This window comes from Microbacterium sp. Root553 (assembly GCF_001426995.1).
In the GTDB taxonomy this organism is placed as follows: domain Bacteria; phylum Actinomycetota; class Actinomycetes; order Actinomycetales; family Microbacteriaceae; genus Microbacterium.
Window position 1 is genome coordinate 1,936,624 of sequence record NZ_LMFY01000001.1, and the last position, 14,355, is coordinate 1,950,978.

The window sequence follows — 14,355 nt, forward strand, 5'->3', positions numbered from 1 at the left end:
ACGACCTCGAGGGACTCTCTGCGTCCCTCGAACGCTGGCGGAAGTGGTGGGCGGTAGCCGTATCGGTGACCGGCGTGTCCAGTGACGACCACTTCGATGCGTCCCATGACGCTCGGTGACTGTCAGCAGCGGTGTGCAGGAGCCTCGCCACCATGACCGCGTTCCGATTCGTGTGTCGTGGACAGCACGTCATGAGGCAGGAAAGCAAAAGGCCCCTGATCAGGATTTCTCCTGATCAGGGGCCTTTCTTGTGTCGCATTCTCGTTGCGGGGACAGGATTTGAACCTGCGACCTCCGGGTTATGAGCCCGGCGAGCTACCGAACTGCTCCACCCCGCGGCACGAGTTACAGCCTAACACGGATTCTGAGGGCTCGCGAATCGAGGTCGGCCCCGGCGCGATGGGGGAGGATGTGAGCATGCCCGCATCCGCCGCCGTGCCCGTCGCCGTCTGCCAGTTCGCTCCGACGGGCTCCCGCGAAAGCAACCGTGAGCGCCTCGCCGAGCTCGTCGTCGCTGCCGCTGCCCGAGGCGCGCGACTGATCGTCTTCCCCGAGTACTCGAGCTACTTCGTCGATCCCATGGACGACACGCTCGCCGCGAATGCGGAGACGCTGGAGGGCGACTTCGTCACGACACTGCGGGCCCTGGCGGCAGACCACGGCGTCGTGATCGTCGCGGGCCTGGTCGAGCGCGCCTCCGACGCCGCGCACGTGCACAACACCGTCGTCGCCGTCCGCGGCGACGGCATCCTCGGCGTGTACCGCAAGCAGCACCTGTACGACGCCTTCGGACAGAAGGAGTCCGACTGGATCGAGGCGGGCGAGCTCACGGCGCCGACCTTCGAGGTCGCCGGCATGCGCTTCGGGCTCATGACCTGCTACGACCTGCGCTTCCCCGAGGTCGCACGCACGCTCGTCGATGCCGGCGCCGACGCGCTCGTCGTCCCCGCCGAATGGGTGCGCGGCCCCCTCAAAGAGCATCACTGGACCACATTGCTCGCGGCGCGCGCGATCGAGAACACCGTCTACGTGGTCGCGGCCGATCACCCGACCCCGGTCGGGGTGGGACACTCGCAGATCATCGACCCGCAGGGCGTCGTCCTGGCCGGAGTCGGAGTGAGCGAGGGCATCGCCGTCGCAACCGTGGAGCGCACCGTGATCGAGCGGGTTCGCGAGAGCAACCCCGCCTTGCAGCTCAGACGGTACCGGGTCAGCCCGCGCTGACCGCGGGAGCCGCTCCGTCGATCAGAAGTCGGCGGCGCTGAGCCGCGCGGCGGCCTCCTGCAGCACGTCGATGCGCTTGCACGCGGCGAACCGCACGAGCCCGGCGTACTCGTCTCGCCGCTCCGCCGACACGAAGGCGCTGAGCGGGATCGCCACGACACCCGCCCGCTCCGGCAGCTCGCGGCAGAACTGCGCCGCATCCGCACCGCCGAGCCCCGACGCATCGGCGACGGTGAAATAGCCCCCCTGTGGCGCATGGACGACGAACCCGGCGGCCCTCAGCCCGGCGCCGAGGATCTCGTGCTTGCGCGCCAGTGCCGCCGCCGCCCCCGTGAAGTAGTCGTCGCCGAGGCGCAGACCGACGGCCACAGCGGGCTGGAAGGGCGAGCCGTTCACGTAGGTCATGTACTGCTTCAAGGTCAGGACGGCGGTGATCAGCGCGGCGGGGCCGTGCACCCAGCCGATCTTCCAGCCCGTGGCCGAGAACGTCTTGCCCGCCGAAGATATCGTCAGCGTGCGCGCCGCACCACCGGGCAGCGCGGCGATCGGAGTGTGCGGGGAGTGGAACGACAGGTGCTCGTAGACCTCGTCGGTGACGATGGTCGCGTCGTGCCGCTCGGCGAGTCGGATGACCTCGTCGAGCACCTCCCGGTCGAACACCGCACCGGTCGGATTGTGCGGGACGTTGACGAGGATGATCCGGGTGCGGTCGGTGACGGTCGCCGCGAGCAGATCCAGATCCGGTCGGAAGTCCGGAGCGCGCAGGGGGACCGTCCGCAACCGTGCGCCCGCCAGCGCGACCGCCGCCGCGTACGAGTCGTAGTACGGCTCGAAGACGACCACCTCGTCGTCCGGTCCGTCGATCAGCGCGAGCAGAGCGGCGGTCAGCGCCTCCGTCGCACCGGCGGTCACGATCACCTCGTTCGAGGGGTCGACCTCCAGTCCGTAGAAGCGCTGCTGGTGCTCGCTGATGGCGGCGAGCAGATCGGGCGCGCCCCGACCGGGCGGGTACTGGTTGACGCCCCGGGAGATCGCCTCGCGGGCGGCCTCGAGCACCTGCCTGGGACCGTCCTCGTCGGGGAAGCCCTGCCCGAGGTTGATCGCCCCGGTTCTGGCCGCAGCGGCGGACATCTCTGCGAAGATGGTGGGTGCGACGGTTCCGTCGGCTGCGAGCAGGCCGGCTCCCGCTGCCGTACGCCGCCAGGCGCCGGGGATCTCATTCATGGAGAACAGGCTAAGGCCATAGCGGAAACTCATCTGCACCATACGAAACGCACAGACAGAGTCGTCATTCTGAAGGGGCGTTGTTGAAGGAGCACACACCATGAACGAAGACAACACCCACGACCACACGTCACCCGCGTCGAACGACGCCGTGCCGTCCACCGAGGTGCCAGGGGCCGTCGACCATTCGACGACGAACGGCGCCGCTGAGACCCGCACCGACCTCCCCGCCCCCGCGCCCGTCGGCCAGGGACACGAGATGCCGCAGACGTTCACCTCGGCGCCTGCCGCGGTCACTCCGCCGCAGACGCCTGCGGCGTCGCAGAATCCCGCACCGGGTGGCGCTCCCGCGTTCGCCGCGCCCCACGCTGCACCCGTGCCGCAGCAGCCCGCGGCGTTCGCTGCTCCGAGCGGTGTCGGTGCCCCGGACGCATCGGCATACGGATCGGCCCCGGCGCACCCCGGCGCCCCCACCTCGACCGCGCCCGGCGCGGCGTTCGGCATCCACTCCGCGGCCCAGCCAGGGCAGGGCGAGCCGTTCGCGGCTCCGGTGAAGGCCAAGGAGAAGCCCCGTGCCGGTGTGAAGTTCGCCGCCATCGTGGTCGCCGCCGCGCTCGTCGGCGGTGTCGCCGGATTCGGCGGGGGAGCCATCCTCAACGGGATCTCCAACCAGACCTCGACCGGGGTCGCGCAGGGACCCGACACCGTGACGGTGAACAATCCGGGTTCCGTCAACGAGACCACCGCCGTCGCCACGGAGGCGCTGCCGTCCGTCGTCACGATCGAGGTCGCGGGCTCGGACCAGGGCGGCAGCGGTTCGGGCGTCATCATCAGCGACGACGGCTATGTGCTCACGAACACCCACGTCGTGACCCTCGGCGGTGCGGTCGCCGATCCGACCATCCGGGTCACGACGTCGGATGGCCGCATCTACGCGGCGACCGTGGTCGGCACCGACCCGATCTACGATCTCGCCGTCATCAAGCTGACCGACGCGAAGGACCTCACCCCGATCGAGTTCGCCGACTCCTCATCGCTCAACGTGGGAGACACGGCGGTGGCGCTCGGTGCGCCGCTCGGTCTGTCGAACTCGGTCACCACCGGAATCGTCAGCGCCCTGAACCGCAGCATCCAGATCGCCTCGTCCGCGCTGCCCGACTCGTCGTCGGAAGACGCTCCCCAGCAGGAGGAGACGCCGCCGGAGGGTCAGGGTCAGGGGCCGTTCCAGTTCGATCTGCCGGGGAACACCTCCCAGCAGAGCTCCGACTCGATCTCGATCGCCGTCATCCAGACGGACGCCGCGATCAATCACGGCAACTCGGGCGGCGCGCTCGTCAACAGCAAGGGCGAGCTGATCGGCATCAACGTGGCCATCGCGAGCTCGGGCAACTCCGAGGAAGGCGGATCCATCGGCATCGGCTTCGCGATCCCCTCGAACATCGCCGAGCGCGTCTCGAAGGAGATCATCGCCGACGGTGCGGCGACGCACGGTCTGCTCGGCGCCTCGGTGCAGGATGCCGCCAGCGCGGAGAACGCCGCGGTCGCCGGTGCGCTGATCGCCGATGTGTCCGGTGGAGGCGCCGCCGCCACCGGTGGACTCAAGAAGGGCGACGTGGTCACCGCCTTCAACGGCGTCCCGATCACGAGCGCGACGGATCTGACCGCTCAGGTCCGCGCGGCCGCAGGCGGCAGCGATGCCAAGGTCACCTACATCCGCGGAGGCAAGCAGTTCGAGAGCGACGTCACACTGGGAGCTCTCGCCGGCTGATCACCCGGACCACCCGGTCACCGAGAAGGACGCCACCCCGCGATAGGCTCGCGGAGTGGCGTCCTTCTCTTTCGGCTCCGGCAATGCGGCCAAGCTGCTGCGGATCCCGGTCTACCTCGCCGGTCGCGTCGGCACATCTCTCGTACCGCGCGGCTCACGCTGGGTGTTCGGGTGCGGAGCCGGCATCGGAGACGGCGCGCTCGCGCTGCAGCGGCACGCTGCGTCCCAGGGCCACGAGACGCTCTGGCTCACGTCCTCGGATCGTGAGGATGCCGACGCCGCCGCATTGGGCCTGCGTACCGTGCGCAAGCACGGGCTGCGCGGGTGGTGGGCGACCGCGCGGGCCGGCGTCGTCGTGGTGACCCACGGCTTGGGCGATGCGAACCGCTACGCGATCGCCGGCGCCTTCGTCGTGCAGCTCTGGCACGGCATCCCCCTCAAGCGCATCGGCCTGGACTCGCCCGCCACGACGCAGGTCCCCGACGTTCCGGGTGCGCCTGTGCTCCGACGCCTCGTCGAGTTCCTCTACCGTCGGGCCGCACAGCGCATCCGCGTGCTCCCGGCCGCGTCGCATCGATCCCGCGGACGCCTCGAGTCGGCATTCGGCCTCGGCGACGATCGGGTGGTCGTGACCGGCGAGCCCCGCGTCGACGTGCTCTCCGCGGGGGAGCCCGAGGCGCGGCGGGCGACGGCATCCATCGCCCTCGACCGTGCACTCGGGGAACCGCGGAGGTCCTCCCGCACGATCCTCTACGCGCCGACCTGGCGCGACGGCGCACCCGACCCCGCGATACCGGATGCGGCGCAGTGGGTGCGGATCATCCGCATGCTGGAGGAGCACGATGCCGTGCTCCTCGTCCGTTCGCACCCGCTCGGTGAGGGCGGGTACGCCCCTCCGCTGCCGACCGCGCGGGTGAAGATGCTCGGATCGGGCGTGCTCGCCGACGTGACTCCGGTGCTGCCGGCGGTGGACCTGCTGATCACCGACTACTCCTCGCTCGCCTACGATGTCGGGCTCCTGGCGATGCCGGTGCTCTATCTCGCACCCGACGTCGTCGAGTACGGCCGCGCCCGCGGGTTCTACGGGCGGTTCCAGGACGTGGCGGGCGACGAGTACGCGGCGGACTGGGATGCCGTGGTGCCGCAGCTGTCGGCCCTGCTGGAGGACGACGACGTGTTCGCCGCCGCCGCCGAGCGTTCCGCTACGCTCAGCGCGGAGATGCATGCGTTCCGCGACGGGTGCAACACCCAGCGGGTGTACGAGAAGATTCGCGCGCGCGGTGTCGCCGCGCCGAAGGGAGCAGTATGACCACGGCCCGGATCGATGATGCGGCGGAGACGCTCGTCATCGCAGGGACCGGTCCGCGTCCCTCCACCGCCGAGCTGATCGGGCCGCGCGCCAGGGTCACCGCTCGGATCACCGGCGGAGGCAAGACGTGGAAGGCGACCGTCCCCCTTCGTGCGTCGCGATGGGGTGGGGCCGAGCTGCCGCTCCCGGCCGGAGACTACGAGATCCGCATCCCCGGCGTCGACCTCGCGGGTCTCGCCGTCGCCCCGGAGGTGCTGTCCGGAGTGCGCATCGCGGTCCGCGGCGCCACGGCCGCCATCGCGGCGCCCATCGATCCCGCCTACGAGACGCCCGAGGGGCAGGCGACCCTCGAGGGACGCTACCTGGCGCACACCGGCGGAACGGAGAACGCGGTGTTCTTCGAGAGCTTCTACGGGCGCACCGTCGGGTGCAACCCGCAGGCCATCGATCGAGCACTCGCCGTGGCGGCGCCGGCGGTCGTGCGCTACTGGAGCGTCGCCGATCTCTCGGTGGCGGTTCCCGACGGCGCCATCGCGGTCGTCGAGGGCAGCCCGGAATGGTGGCGCGCTCGTGCGGACGTCCGGCTCCTCGTCGTCAACGACTGGCTGCGCCGGCGCTTCGTCCGCAAACCGGGCCAGAAGGTTCTGCAGACCTGGCACGGCACTCCGTTGAAGAGACTCGCCCTGCACAGGCCGGGGTTCGACCTGCGCCGTATGGCCGCCGTCGTGAAGGAGTCCCGCCGGTGGGACGTCCTGCTCGCGCAGAACGCGTATTCGGAGCGCATTCTCCGCAAGGCATATGCCTTCTTCGGACGCCCCATCTGGGTCGAGGGGTACCCGCGCGACGATGTGCTGGTGACGGGTGACCCCGCGGCGATCCGCGCCGACCTCGGGATCGGCCCCGACGAACGCGTGCTGCTCTACGCACCCACGTGGCGCGATGACCGCGCCGGGATGGTCGACTTCGTCGACGCGGAGGCGCTCGCTCGGCAGACGGACTCCGTCGTGCTCGTCCGTGGTCACTCCCGCACGATCGACACCGATCGCGACCGTGCCGGTGCTCGTGTGATCGACGTCACCGGATATCCGGAGACCTCGCAGCTGCTGCTCGCCGCCGACGCGCTGATCACGGACTACTCCTCGGTGATGTTCGACTTCAGCGTCACGGGCAAGCCGATGTTCTTCCTCGTACCCGACCTCGACCACTACCGCGGTCAGCTGCGCGGTTTCTACTTCGACCTCGAGAGCAGGGCACCCGGCCCGCTGGTCCGTTCGCAGGAGGAGCTCGTCGCCGCGCTCGCCGATTCCACGCTCGCGGAGGCGTTCGCACCGCGGTACGCGGCGTGGCGGGCGCAGTTCAACGCCCGTGACGACGGCCACGCGGCGGAGCGGGTGGTCGCACGCATCCTCGACCAGGGGTACGTCACCCGCTGACCCGCGGGCGGCGGCAGGCGCGGAGGGACCGTCGAGGTCGCCGAAGCGGTCGTGGAGGTCGCCGGAGCGGTCGTCGCCCCGCCACCGCTCGCGTCCGGCTCAGGGGAGCGGGGTGTTGCGGGTGCCGAGCCTCGACGCGTCGACGGTGTCACGGGCTCCGCGGAGCACGCCGCCCAGGAACCCGAAGCCCCACGAGAGGTGCATCGTCGGCAGCACGGCGGCCGTCCACAGCCGTTGGCGCGGGCCGCCACCGCCGGGCAGAGCGGCCACGACGATCACGAGGAGCACATAGGCGAGCAACGGCAGGTAGATCACCGCGGAGAGGATCGTGGAGAGGACCCCGGTCACGGCGCCGACGAGCTGCGTGACGCCGAGCAGCACGGCGGTGGCGAGCAGTGCGACGAGCGCGGGCGGTGCGAAGAAGCGGACGCCGTTGCGGCGCCCGTACCGGCGCACGAGCTCGCCTCTCCACGCTCCGGTGGCCCGGAACTGCCGGGCCAGACGCAGCCAGCTCTCCCGCGGCCAGTACGTGACCGAGAGGCTCGGATCGAACCACACCCGATGTCCGGCCTGACGGATGCGGAGGTTGAGCTCCCAGTCCTCGCCGCGGCGGATCGACTCGTCGAAGAGCCCGACCTCCTCGAGCACCTCGCGGCGCATGACGCCCAGGTAGGCGGATTCGGCCTCGCCCTCGTGCGTCCCTCCGTGATAGGCGCCTCCGCCGAGTCCGACAGGTGAGTTGTACAACCGTGCGACGGCTCGCTGGAACGGCGTCCTGCCGTCCGCATGCATCACGCCGCCGACGTTCGCGGCGCCGGTGCGCCGGAGTGTCTCAAGGGCGCGCGCGGCGTAGCCGGGGGAGAGCTCGGAGTGGGCGTCGACCCGCACGATCGTGGCGTATCGGCTCGCTCGGATCGCCGCGTTCAGTCCGACGGGGATGTGCGCGGCCGGGTTCTCGACGAGCCGGATCCTCTCGTCGTCGGCGGCGAGGCGCTGCGCGAGGGCGGTGGTGCCGTCGGTCGACGGTCCGAGGGCCAGCACGAGTTCGGCGGGCACCGTCAGCTCCTGCGCGAGCACGGAACGGACGGCGTGCTCGAGGTAGGCGCGCTCGTTCAGGACGGGCATGACGAAGGACACCCCGTGGTCGGAGGCGTCGATCTCGTTGTCAGGCACATGACGATCATGGCATGTGCTCTCGGACGTTCGCTGATGCGGGCACCGGCCGCCCGGGATCGGCTGAGAACCGCGGGTCCCACTCGGTATCCTGGAGGGATGGGTGCTGTGTCCGATGCGAAGAAGGCCTACCGTCTGCTGAAGAGGGCTCTCGCCTCGCGTACCGCGGTGCAACGGGTCCGCCGCAGGCTGGCCGATCGGGAACCGCATCCGTCAGGGCGTTACCAGATCGCGGTCTACTTCGCCGACGGTGCGGTGAACATGTACCAGATGCGGCAGTGGTACCGTCCGCTGGCGGAGCTCGCGAAGCGCTGGCCGGTCGTCGTGCTGGCGCGCTCGGCCACGGGCGCGGACAGGCTCCTCGACGAAGACGGCCCTCCGGTCGCCTTCGTCCCGACCGTGCGCGACCTGGAGCAGTTCGTCGCCTCGCAGGACATCCGCATCGTCCTGTACGTGAATCAGAACACGCGCAACTTCCAGATGTTCCGCTACGGTCGCCGCTGGCATGTGTTCATCAACCACGGCGAGTCCGACAAGATGTACATGACGACGAATCAGTACAAGGCCTACGACTACGCGCTGGTCGCGGGGCAGGCGGCGCGGGACCGCCTCTCACGCACGCTCTGGGACTGGGACATCGAGCGCCGCACCCTCGAGATCGGCCGCCCGCAGGCCGACCACTATTCGGGCACGCTCCCGTACACCCCCGATGACCGCACCGTCGTGCTGTACGCGCCGACGTGGGAGGGCGACCGGCCGAGCGCCCACTACGGTTCGATCGCCTCGCACGGCGAGGCACTGGTGGGTGCGCTCCTCGCGTCGTCCGCGCATCGCGTCGTCTACCGGCCGCATCCTCGCAGCGGCGTGGTCGACGACGCCTATGGCGCCGCGCACCGGCGGATCGTCGCGGCGATCTCCGCGGCGAACGCCGCCGATCCCGCAGCGCAGCACGTGTACGACAACGGTCCGGACCTGGGCTGGCAGCTGGCCGCCGCCGATGTCGCGATCGTCGACATCTCGGCCATGGTCTACGACCGCCTCGCCGTCGGCAAGCCTCTGATGATCACCCGCCCGGTCGACGACCGCGCGTCGATCGACACGAACGGCTACCTCTCGGACTGCGAATGGCTCGAGGCGGATGCCGCCTCCGGCATCATCGCGGAGGTCGAGCGCGTGCGCGCGGACGAGGGGGCCATCGCCCGGTTGCGGATGTGGGTGCAGCACTACTTCGGCGACACGACACCCGGAGTCGCCACCGCGAAGTTCCACGGTGCGATCGAGGAGCTCATGCGCCGGTGGGACCGCTGGCAGGCCCACGAGATCGGTGCCGTGCGTCCCGACGAGGATGACGACGACGAAGAGGCCGACGAGGAGGAGGTCTGATGGACCTCACCGCGACCAGGGGAGTGGCCTCCCGGCTCGAAGTCCTGCCCGCCATCGGCTCCACGAACGCGGAGCTCTCCGAGCGCGCGGCCGATGCCCGGGAGTGGCCGCATCTCTCGGTGCTCCTCACCGACACCCAGACGGCGGGGCGTGGACGGCTCGACCGCTCGTGGACGGCCCCTCCCGGATCCTCCCTCGCGGTGTCGGTGCTGCTTCGCCGGCTTCCGGCCGACCCCGATGTGCGCGCCTGGATCCCCCTCGCAGCGGGTCTCGCGATGTCGGAGGCGATCGCGGAGCAGCTGCCCGAGCACCGGGTGGCGGTCAAGTGGCCGAACGACGTCCTCGTGGAGGGGCGCAAGATCTGCGGCATCCTGGCGCAGGCGACATCCGATGCCGTGATCGTCGGCACCGGCGTCAACACCGCGATGACCGCCGCGGAGCTTCCGGTGCCGACGGCGACGTCGTTCGCCGCACTCGGTGTCCGCGCCGATGCGGACCGGCTGCTCTCGGTCTACCTGCGGCAGCTCGACTCGCGGATCTCCGACCTCGCGGAGGCCGGTGATGCCGTGGCCGGCGGGCTGCATGCCGCCGTCTCGGCGCGGTGCGCGACGATCGGGCTCGACGTGCGGGTGACTCTCCCCGGGGAGCGCGTGCTCGTGGGCACCGCCGTCGCCGTGGATCAGGCCGGTCGGCTCGTCGTGCTCTCCGCGGGCGAGCACGTCGCCGTCTCGGCCGGCGACGTGGTGCATGTCCGACCGGCCCGAGTCTGACACGCCCGAGTCTGACACGCCCGGGGCGCGCAGGCCGATGTCGGTCGTTCCAGGCACAATGGAGAAGTGACGCAGCCAGTGACCCTCGGCGGACGGCCGACGATGCCACCTCCCGGTGTGCCCTCTGAAGAGCTGCTGATCGCGCGGTTCCGTGGTCACGCCCGACGGCTGTTCTGGTCGGCCCTCGTGCTCATCGCGGTGTTCGGCGCCACCGCGTACTTCTACGACAATCTCCCTGCCCCGTTCGAGGACTGGATGCTCCTCAGCGCTGCCGGAGGCCTCGTGCTGCTTCTCGTGGTCGTGCCCTACATCGTCTGGTACTCGCGCTCGGTGACCGTCACGACGCGACGGGTCATCGTGCGCCACGGCGTCGGCGCGCAGAGCCGTCGAGAGATGTCCCACGCACGGGGCTACACGATCGGCGTGCGTCGAGGCGTCCTGCAGCGGATGTGGGGGACGGGGACGATCTCGCTCTCCAATGGCGTCGATGCGCCGCTGCGACTGGCCAACGTACCCAACGTCACCCTGGTTCACGAGACCCTCGCCGACCAGATCGAGGTCAGTCAGATCCTCGCGCACCGCGACGCGCAGTCCGGGTCCGACACCGCCTCGTTCTGAGGTCGCCGCGTGGCCGGGCCGCGCGAGGAGTGTGTGTTCGATCGCTGCGGTGATGCGCGAGAATGGTCAGGACGATGGGAGACGGCACATGGCGTTGCGTGTGGGTGTGATCGGTGGAGGCCAGCTGGCCAGGATGATGATCGCTCCGGCGGTGGAGCTCGGACTCGACCTGCGGGTGCTGGCCGAAGACGAGGGGATGTCGGCCGGCCTCGCCGCGACCGCCGTCGGCGACTATCACGACCTCGATGTCGTCCGCGCGTTCGTGCAGGACGTCGACGTCGTCACCTTCGACCACGAGCACGTCCCGCAGGACATCCTCCGAGCGCTGGTCGCGGACGGTGTGGCCGTGCACCCCGGACCGGATGCCCTGCAGTTCGCCCAGGACAAGCTGCTCATGCGTGCGCGCCTCGCCGAGCTCGGTGTGCCGCAGCCCGAGTGGGCGCCGGTGCGAGACGCCGTGGAGCTGCAGGCGTTCCTCGACGACCACGGCGGCAGAGCGGTGGTGAAGACGCCACGCGGCGGGTACGACGGCAAGGGCGTGCGCGTGGTCCGCTCCGGCAGCGATGCCGTCGACTGGTTCGACGCGCTCGCCGACGGTGATGCGCTCCTCGTCGAAGAGCTCGTCGGCTTCGTGCGCGAGCTCGCCCAGCAGGTGGCGCGTCGTCCCGGCGGGCAGATCGTGGCCTACCCCGTCGTCGAGACCGTGCAGCGCGACGGGGTGTGCGCCGAGGTGCTCGCTCCCGCACCGCAGGCGTCGGAGCGGCTCGTCCAGCTGGCTGAGGAGATCGGGCGTTCGATCGCCGAGGGGCTCGGCGTCACCGGCATGCTGGCGGTCGAGCTCTTCGAGACGGACGACGAGCGCATCCTCGTCAACGAACTGGCGATGCGCCCGCACAACAGCGGGCACTGGAGCCAGGACGGCGCGGTGACCGGGCAGTTCGAACAGCATCTCCGGGCGGTGGCCGATCTCCCACTCGGCGACGCGACGCCGCGCGCCCCCTGGTCGGTGATGATCAACATCCTCGGCGGGCCGAAGGACGGCACGCTCGGCGACCGTTTCGCCGCGGCGATGGCCGGGTATCCGACAGCGAAGATCCACACGTACGGCAAGGCGCCCCGTCCCGGGCGCAAGGTCGGTCACGTGAATGTGTCGGGTGCGGATCTCGACGATGCGGTGTACGTCGCGAGGGCGGCTGCCGCGCATTTCGACTGAGGGGCACAAGGGGCGTGCCGTTCGGGGATTCTCCCAGTAGCAGACCGTAGCCTGGGGGAGTGACCGAGCCTCTGCATTCCTCCACCGCGCCCCTGGTCGGCGTCGTCATGGGATCCGACTCCGACTGGCGAGTGATGAGCGACGCCTCACAGTCGCTGACGGACTTCGGGATCCCGCACGAGGTGGAGGTCGTCTCGGCGCACCGAACCCCCGACAAGCTGATGAAGTACGCGCGCGAGGCGCGCTCTCGCGGCATCCGCGTGATCATCGCCGGCGCCGGGGGCGCCGCGCACCTGCCGGGCATGCTCGCCTCGATGACGGCGCTGCCGGTCATCGGCGTGCCGGTCCCGCTCGCCTTCCTCGACGGCATGGACTCGCTCCTCTCCATCGTGCAGATGCCGGCAGGCATCCCGGTCGCCACGGTCTCGATCGGGGGAGCGCGCAACGCCGGCATCCTCGCCGCCCGCATCCTCGGCACGTCCGACGACGACCTCGCCGATCGCGTCGAGGCCTACGCCCTCGATCTCGAGGCTCAGGTCGAGGAGAAGAACGAGCGGCTGAAGGGCTCGCTGTGACCCTTGCGCCACCGCGAGGCTCGGCGCGCCCTCTGATCGAGACCCGTCCGCTACGGCACCCGAACACCGCCGACGCCGGGTCGATGACCAAGCGCGCCTGGTGGCTGGTGGTGCTCAACCTCTTCGTGCCGGGTTCGGCGCAGGTGCTCGCCGGTGACCGACGACTCGGTCGCTTCGGGCTCGGAGCCACACTGCTCGCCTGGTTCCTCGTGATCGTCGGCGCCGGTCTCGCACTCTTCGCCCGCCCGGTGCTGCTGTGGCTGACCGTGGGCGGAGGGTGGTTCTCCGCCGTCGTCCTGACCCTCGTCCAGGTCCTGCTCATCGGCTACCTCGTGCTGTGGATCGTCCTCACCTTCGACGCGCTGCGCCTCGTGCGCCTCGTGAAAGTGCCGGGTCCCTCGAAGTTCGCGATCCCGCTCGTCGCCCTGCTGCTGCTCGGATTGGTGGGAACGGGAACCGGGTACGCGGCGTCGTACGTCGGAACCGCCCGCGGAACGATCAACACGATCTTCGGCGAGAGTGGTCCGAGCCTGCCGCCGAGCGAGGGCTACTACAACATCCTCCTGCTCGGAGCCGACAGTGGCGACGGTCGGGACTCGATGCGGTACGACAGCATCTCTGTGGTCTCCGTGAACGCGACCAGCGGCGCCGTGACCATCACGGGCATTCCGCGAGAGCTCCCGCACGCGCCGTTCAGCGAGGGCAGCCCGATGCAGGCGCTGTACCCGAACGGGTTCGAAGGGCATAATTCGAGCTCCTGCGGCTGGAACGGCTGGATGAACCACGTTCGCAACGCCGCCGAGGTCTGCCGCGACGACGACGGCGCAGGGCTCTATCCCGACGCCGCCTCGCACGGCTCCGACCCCGGGATCGAGGCGACGAAGGATGCCGCCGAAGGCGTCCTCGGCATCGAGATCCCCTACTACGTGTTCGTCGACATGCACGGCTTCGCGGCCCTCGTCGATGCGCTCGGCGGCGTGGACATCAACGTCACGGAACGGCTCCCGAAGGGTGGTCCGCCCGAGGGCGTCGACCCCCACGACGTCGACGCCTGGGCGTCGGGATGGATCGAGGTCGGTCAGCAGCACATGGACGGCGACACCGCCCAGTGGTACGCGCGCTCGCGGTACACCACGAGCGATTGGGACCGGATGAAGCGCCAGCGTGAGCTGCAGGAGGCGATCCTCGCGCAGTTCACTCCGCAGACCGTGCTGACGCGATTCAACGAGGTCGCTGCGGCGGGTACCGCGCTCATCAGCACGGATCTCCCTCAGGACAAGCTCCCCGAGTTCTTCGATCTCATGACGAAGGCCCGAGAGCAGCCGGTCACGACGGTCGAGCTCACCCCCGACAACGGGGTCGACGAGCACTCGCCGAACTACGACTACATCCACCAGCTGATGCAGCAGACCCTGCACCCGCCGACGGAGACCCCGACACCCACGCCCTGAGCGGTGCCGGGTGGGGCCGGACCGGAAGGGCCGGGCCGGGTCGCCGGTGAGCATCGGACGGAACCGGCAGGTCGATGAACCGGCCCGTTAACGAACCCACGGCCGCCACCTGAGAGTTAAGGTAGCGGCCGTGGGCCTCCGGTTCGGGCCGGATTCACTGAACGACGGTGATCGGAGGGGGAGGGACCACCGCCGTCCAGCCGACACCCGCCGA

Annotated in this window: 12 protein-coding genes and 1 tRNA gene; 10 read left to right on the forward strand and 3 right to left on the reverse strand. The window is 70.1% G+C overall.

What is annotated here, in order from left to right:
- Positions 1–264 precede the first annotated feature (264 nt).
- A tRNA-Met gene (locus ASD43_RS08960) sits at positions 265–338 on the reverse strand.
- A 79-nt stretch (positions 339–417) separates the two neighbouring features.
- Here ASD43_RS08960 and ASD43_RS08965 point away from each other — a divergent pair.
- A complete protein-coding gene (locus ASD43_RS08965) occupies positions 418–1,224 on the forward strand; it encodes a carbon-nitrogen hydrolase family protein (RefSeq protein WP_056416304.1) in 807 nt (268 codons plus the stop codon).
- 21 nt (positions 1,225–1,245) lie between these two features.
- On the opposite strand, the gene ASD43_RS08970 is transcribed toward ASD43_RS08965, so the two are convergent.
- Positions 1,246–2,448: an aminotransferase class I/II-fold pyridoxal phosphate-dependent enzyme gene (locus ASD43_RS08970; protein ID WP_056416308.1), complete on the reverse strand. Its 1,203-nt coding sequence runs from the start codon at positions 2,446–2,448 to the stop codon at positions 1,246–1,248.
- 100 nt (positions 2,449–2,548) lie between these two features.
- On the opposite strand from ASD43_RS08970, the gene ASD43_RS08975 reads away from it, so the two are divergent.
- From ASD43_RS08975 to ASD43_RS08985, 3 genes are read left to right on the forward strand one after another with little or no spacing between them, the layout of a single operon-like run.
- Positions 2,549–4,216 (forward strand): S1C family serine protease, encoded by a 1,668-nt coding sequence (locus ASD43_RS08975; protein ID WP_082539338.1) that lies wholly within the window; start codon positions 2,549–2,551, stop codon positions 4,214–4,216.
- 55 nt (positions 4,217–4,271) lie between these two features.
- Positions 4,272–5,525, forward strand: coding sequence for a CDP-glycerol glycerophosphotransferase family protein (locus ASD43_RS08980; RefSeq protein ID WP_056416311.1), 1,254 nt, complete (start codon positions 4,272–4,274; stop codon positions 5,523–5,525).
- Positions 5,522–6,958 carry a CDP-glycerol glycerophosphotransferase family protein gene (locus tag ASD43_RS08985; RefSeq protein WP_056416313.1) on the forward strand — a complete coding sequence of 479 codons (1,437 nt, stop codon included), beginning with the start codon at positions 5,522–5,524 and terminating at the stop codon, positions 6,956–6,958. The genes ASD43_RS08980 and ASD43_RS08985 overlap by 4 nt, the downstream gene beginning before the upstream one ends.
- A 99-nt stretch (positions 6,959–7,057) precedes the next feature.
- Here ASD43_RS08985 and ASD43_RS08990 read toward each other — a convergent pair whose 3' ends face one another.
- On the reverse strand, positions 7,058–8,083 hold the full coding sequence (locus tag ASD43_RS08990) for a glycosyltransferase family 2 protein (protein ID WP_056419395.1): 1,026 nt from the start codon (positions 8,081–8,083) through the stop codon (positions 7,058–7,060).
- Positions 8,084–8,230: 147 nt separating this feature from the next.
- On the opposite strand from ASD43_RS08990, the gene ASD43_RS08995 reads away from it, so the two are divergent.
- The 6 genes from ASD43_RS08995 (at position 8,231) to ASD43_RS09020 (ending at position 14,141) form a co-directional block, all read left to right on the forward strand.
- Entirely contained in the window at positions 8,231–9,514 is a 1,284-nt protein-coding gene (locus ASD43_RS08995; protein WP_056416317.1) for a CDP-glycerol glycerophosphotransferase family protein, read from the forward strand.
- Positions 9,514–10,284, forward strand: a complete 771-nt coding sequence (locus ASD43_RS09000; protein WP_056416320.1) for a biotin--[acetyl-CoA-carboxylase] ligase — start codon at positions 9,514–9,516, stop codon at positions 10,282–10,284. Before ASD43_RS08995 ends, ASD43_RS09000 begins: the two co-directional genes overlap by 1 nt.
- Positions 10,285–10,350: 66 nt before the next feature.
- The gene (locus ASD43_RS09005; RefSeq protein ID WP_056416324.1) at positions 10,351–10,902 is read left to right on the forward strand and encodes a PH domain-containing protein; all 552 of its coding nucleotides are present in this window, start codon (positions 10,351–10,353) and stop codon (positions 10,900–10,902) included.
- An 88-nt stretch (positions 10,903–10,990) separates the two neighbouring features.
- Positions 10,991–12,115, forward strand: coding sequence for a 5-(carboxyamino)imidazole ribonucleotide synthase (locus ASD43_RS09010; RefSeq protein ID WP_056416326.1), 1,125 nt, complete (start codon positions 10,991–10,993; stop codon positions 12,113–12,115).
- A 107-nt stretch (positions 12,116–12,222) separates the two neighbouring features.
- A complete protein-coding gene (gene purE / locus ASD43_RS09015; protein WP_056419398.1) occupies positions 12,223–12,690 on the forward strand; it encodes a 5-(carboxyamino)imidazole ribonucleotide mutase in 468 nt (155 codons plus the stop codon).
- Positions 12,691–12,773: 83 nt separating this feature from the next.
- The gene (locus tag ASD43_RS09020) at positions 12,774–14,141 is read left to right on the forward strand and encodes an LCP family protein (protein WP_301285172.1); all 1,368 of its coding nucleotides are present in this window, start codon (positions 12,774–12,776) and stop codon (positions 14,139–14,141) included.
- Positions 14,142–14,355 lie beyond the last annotated feature (214 nt).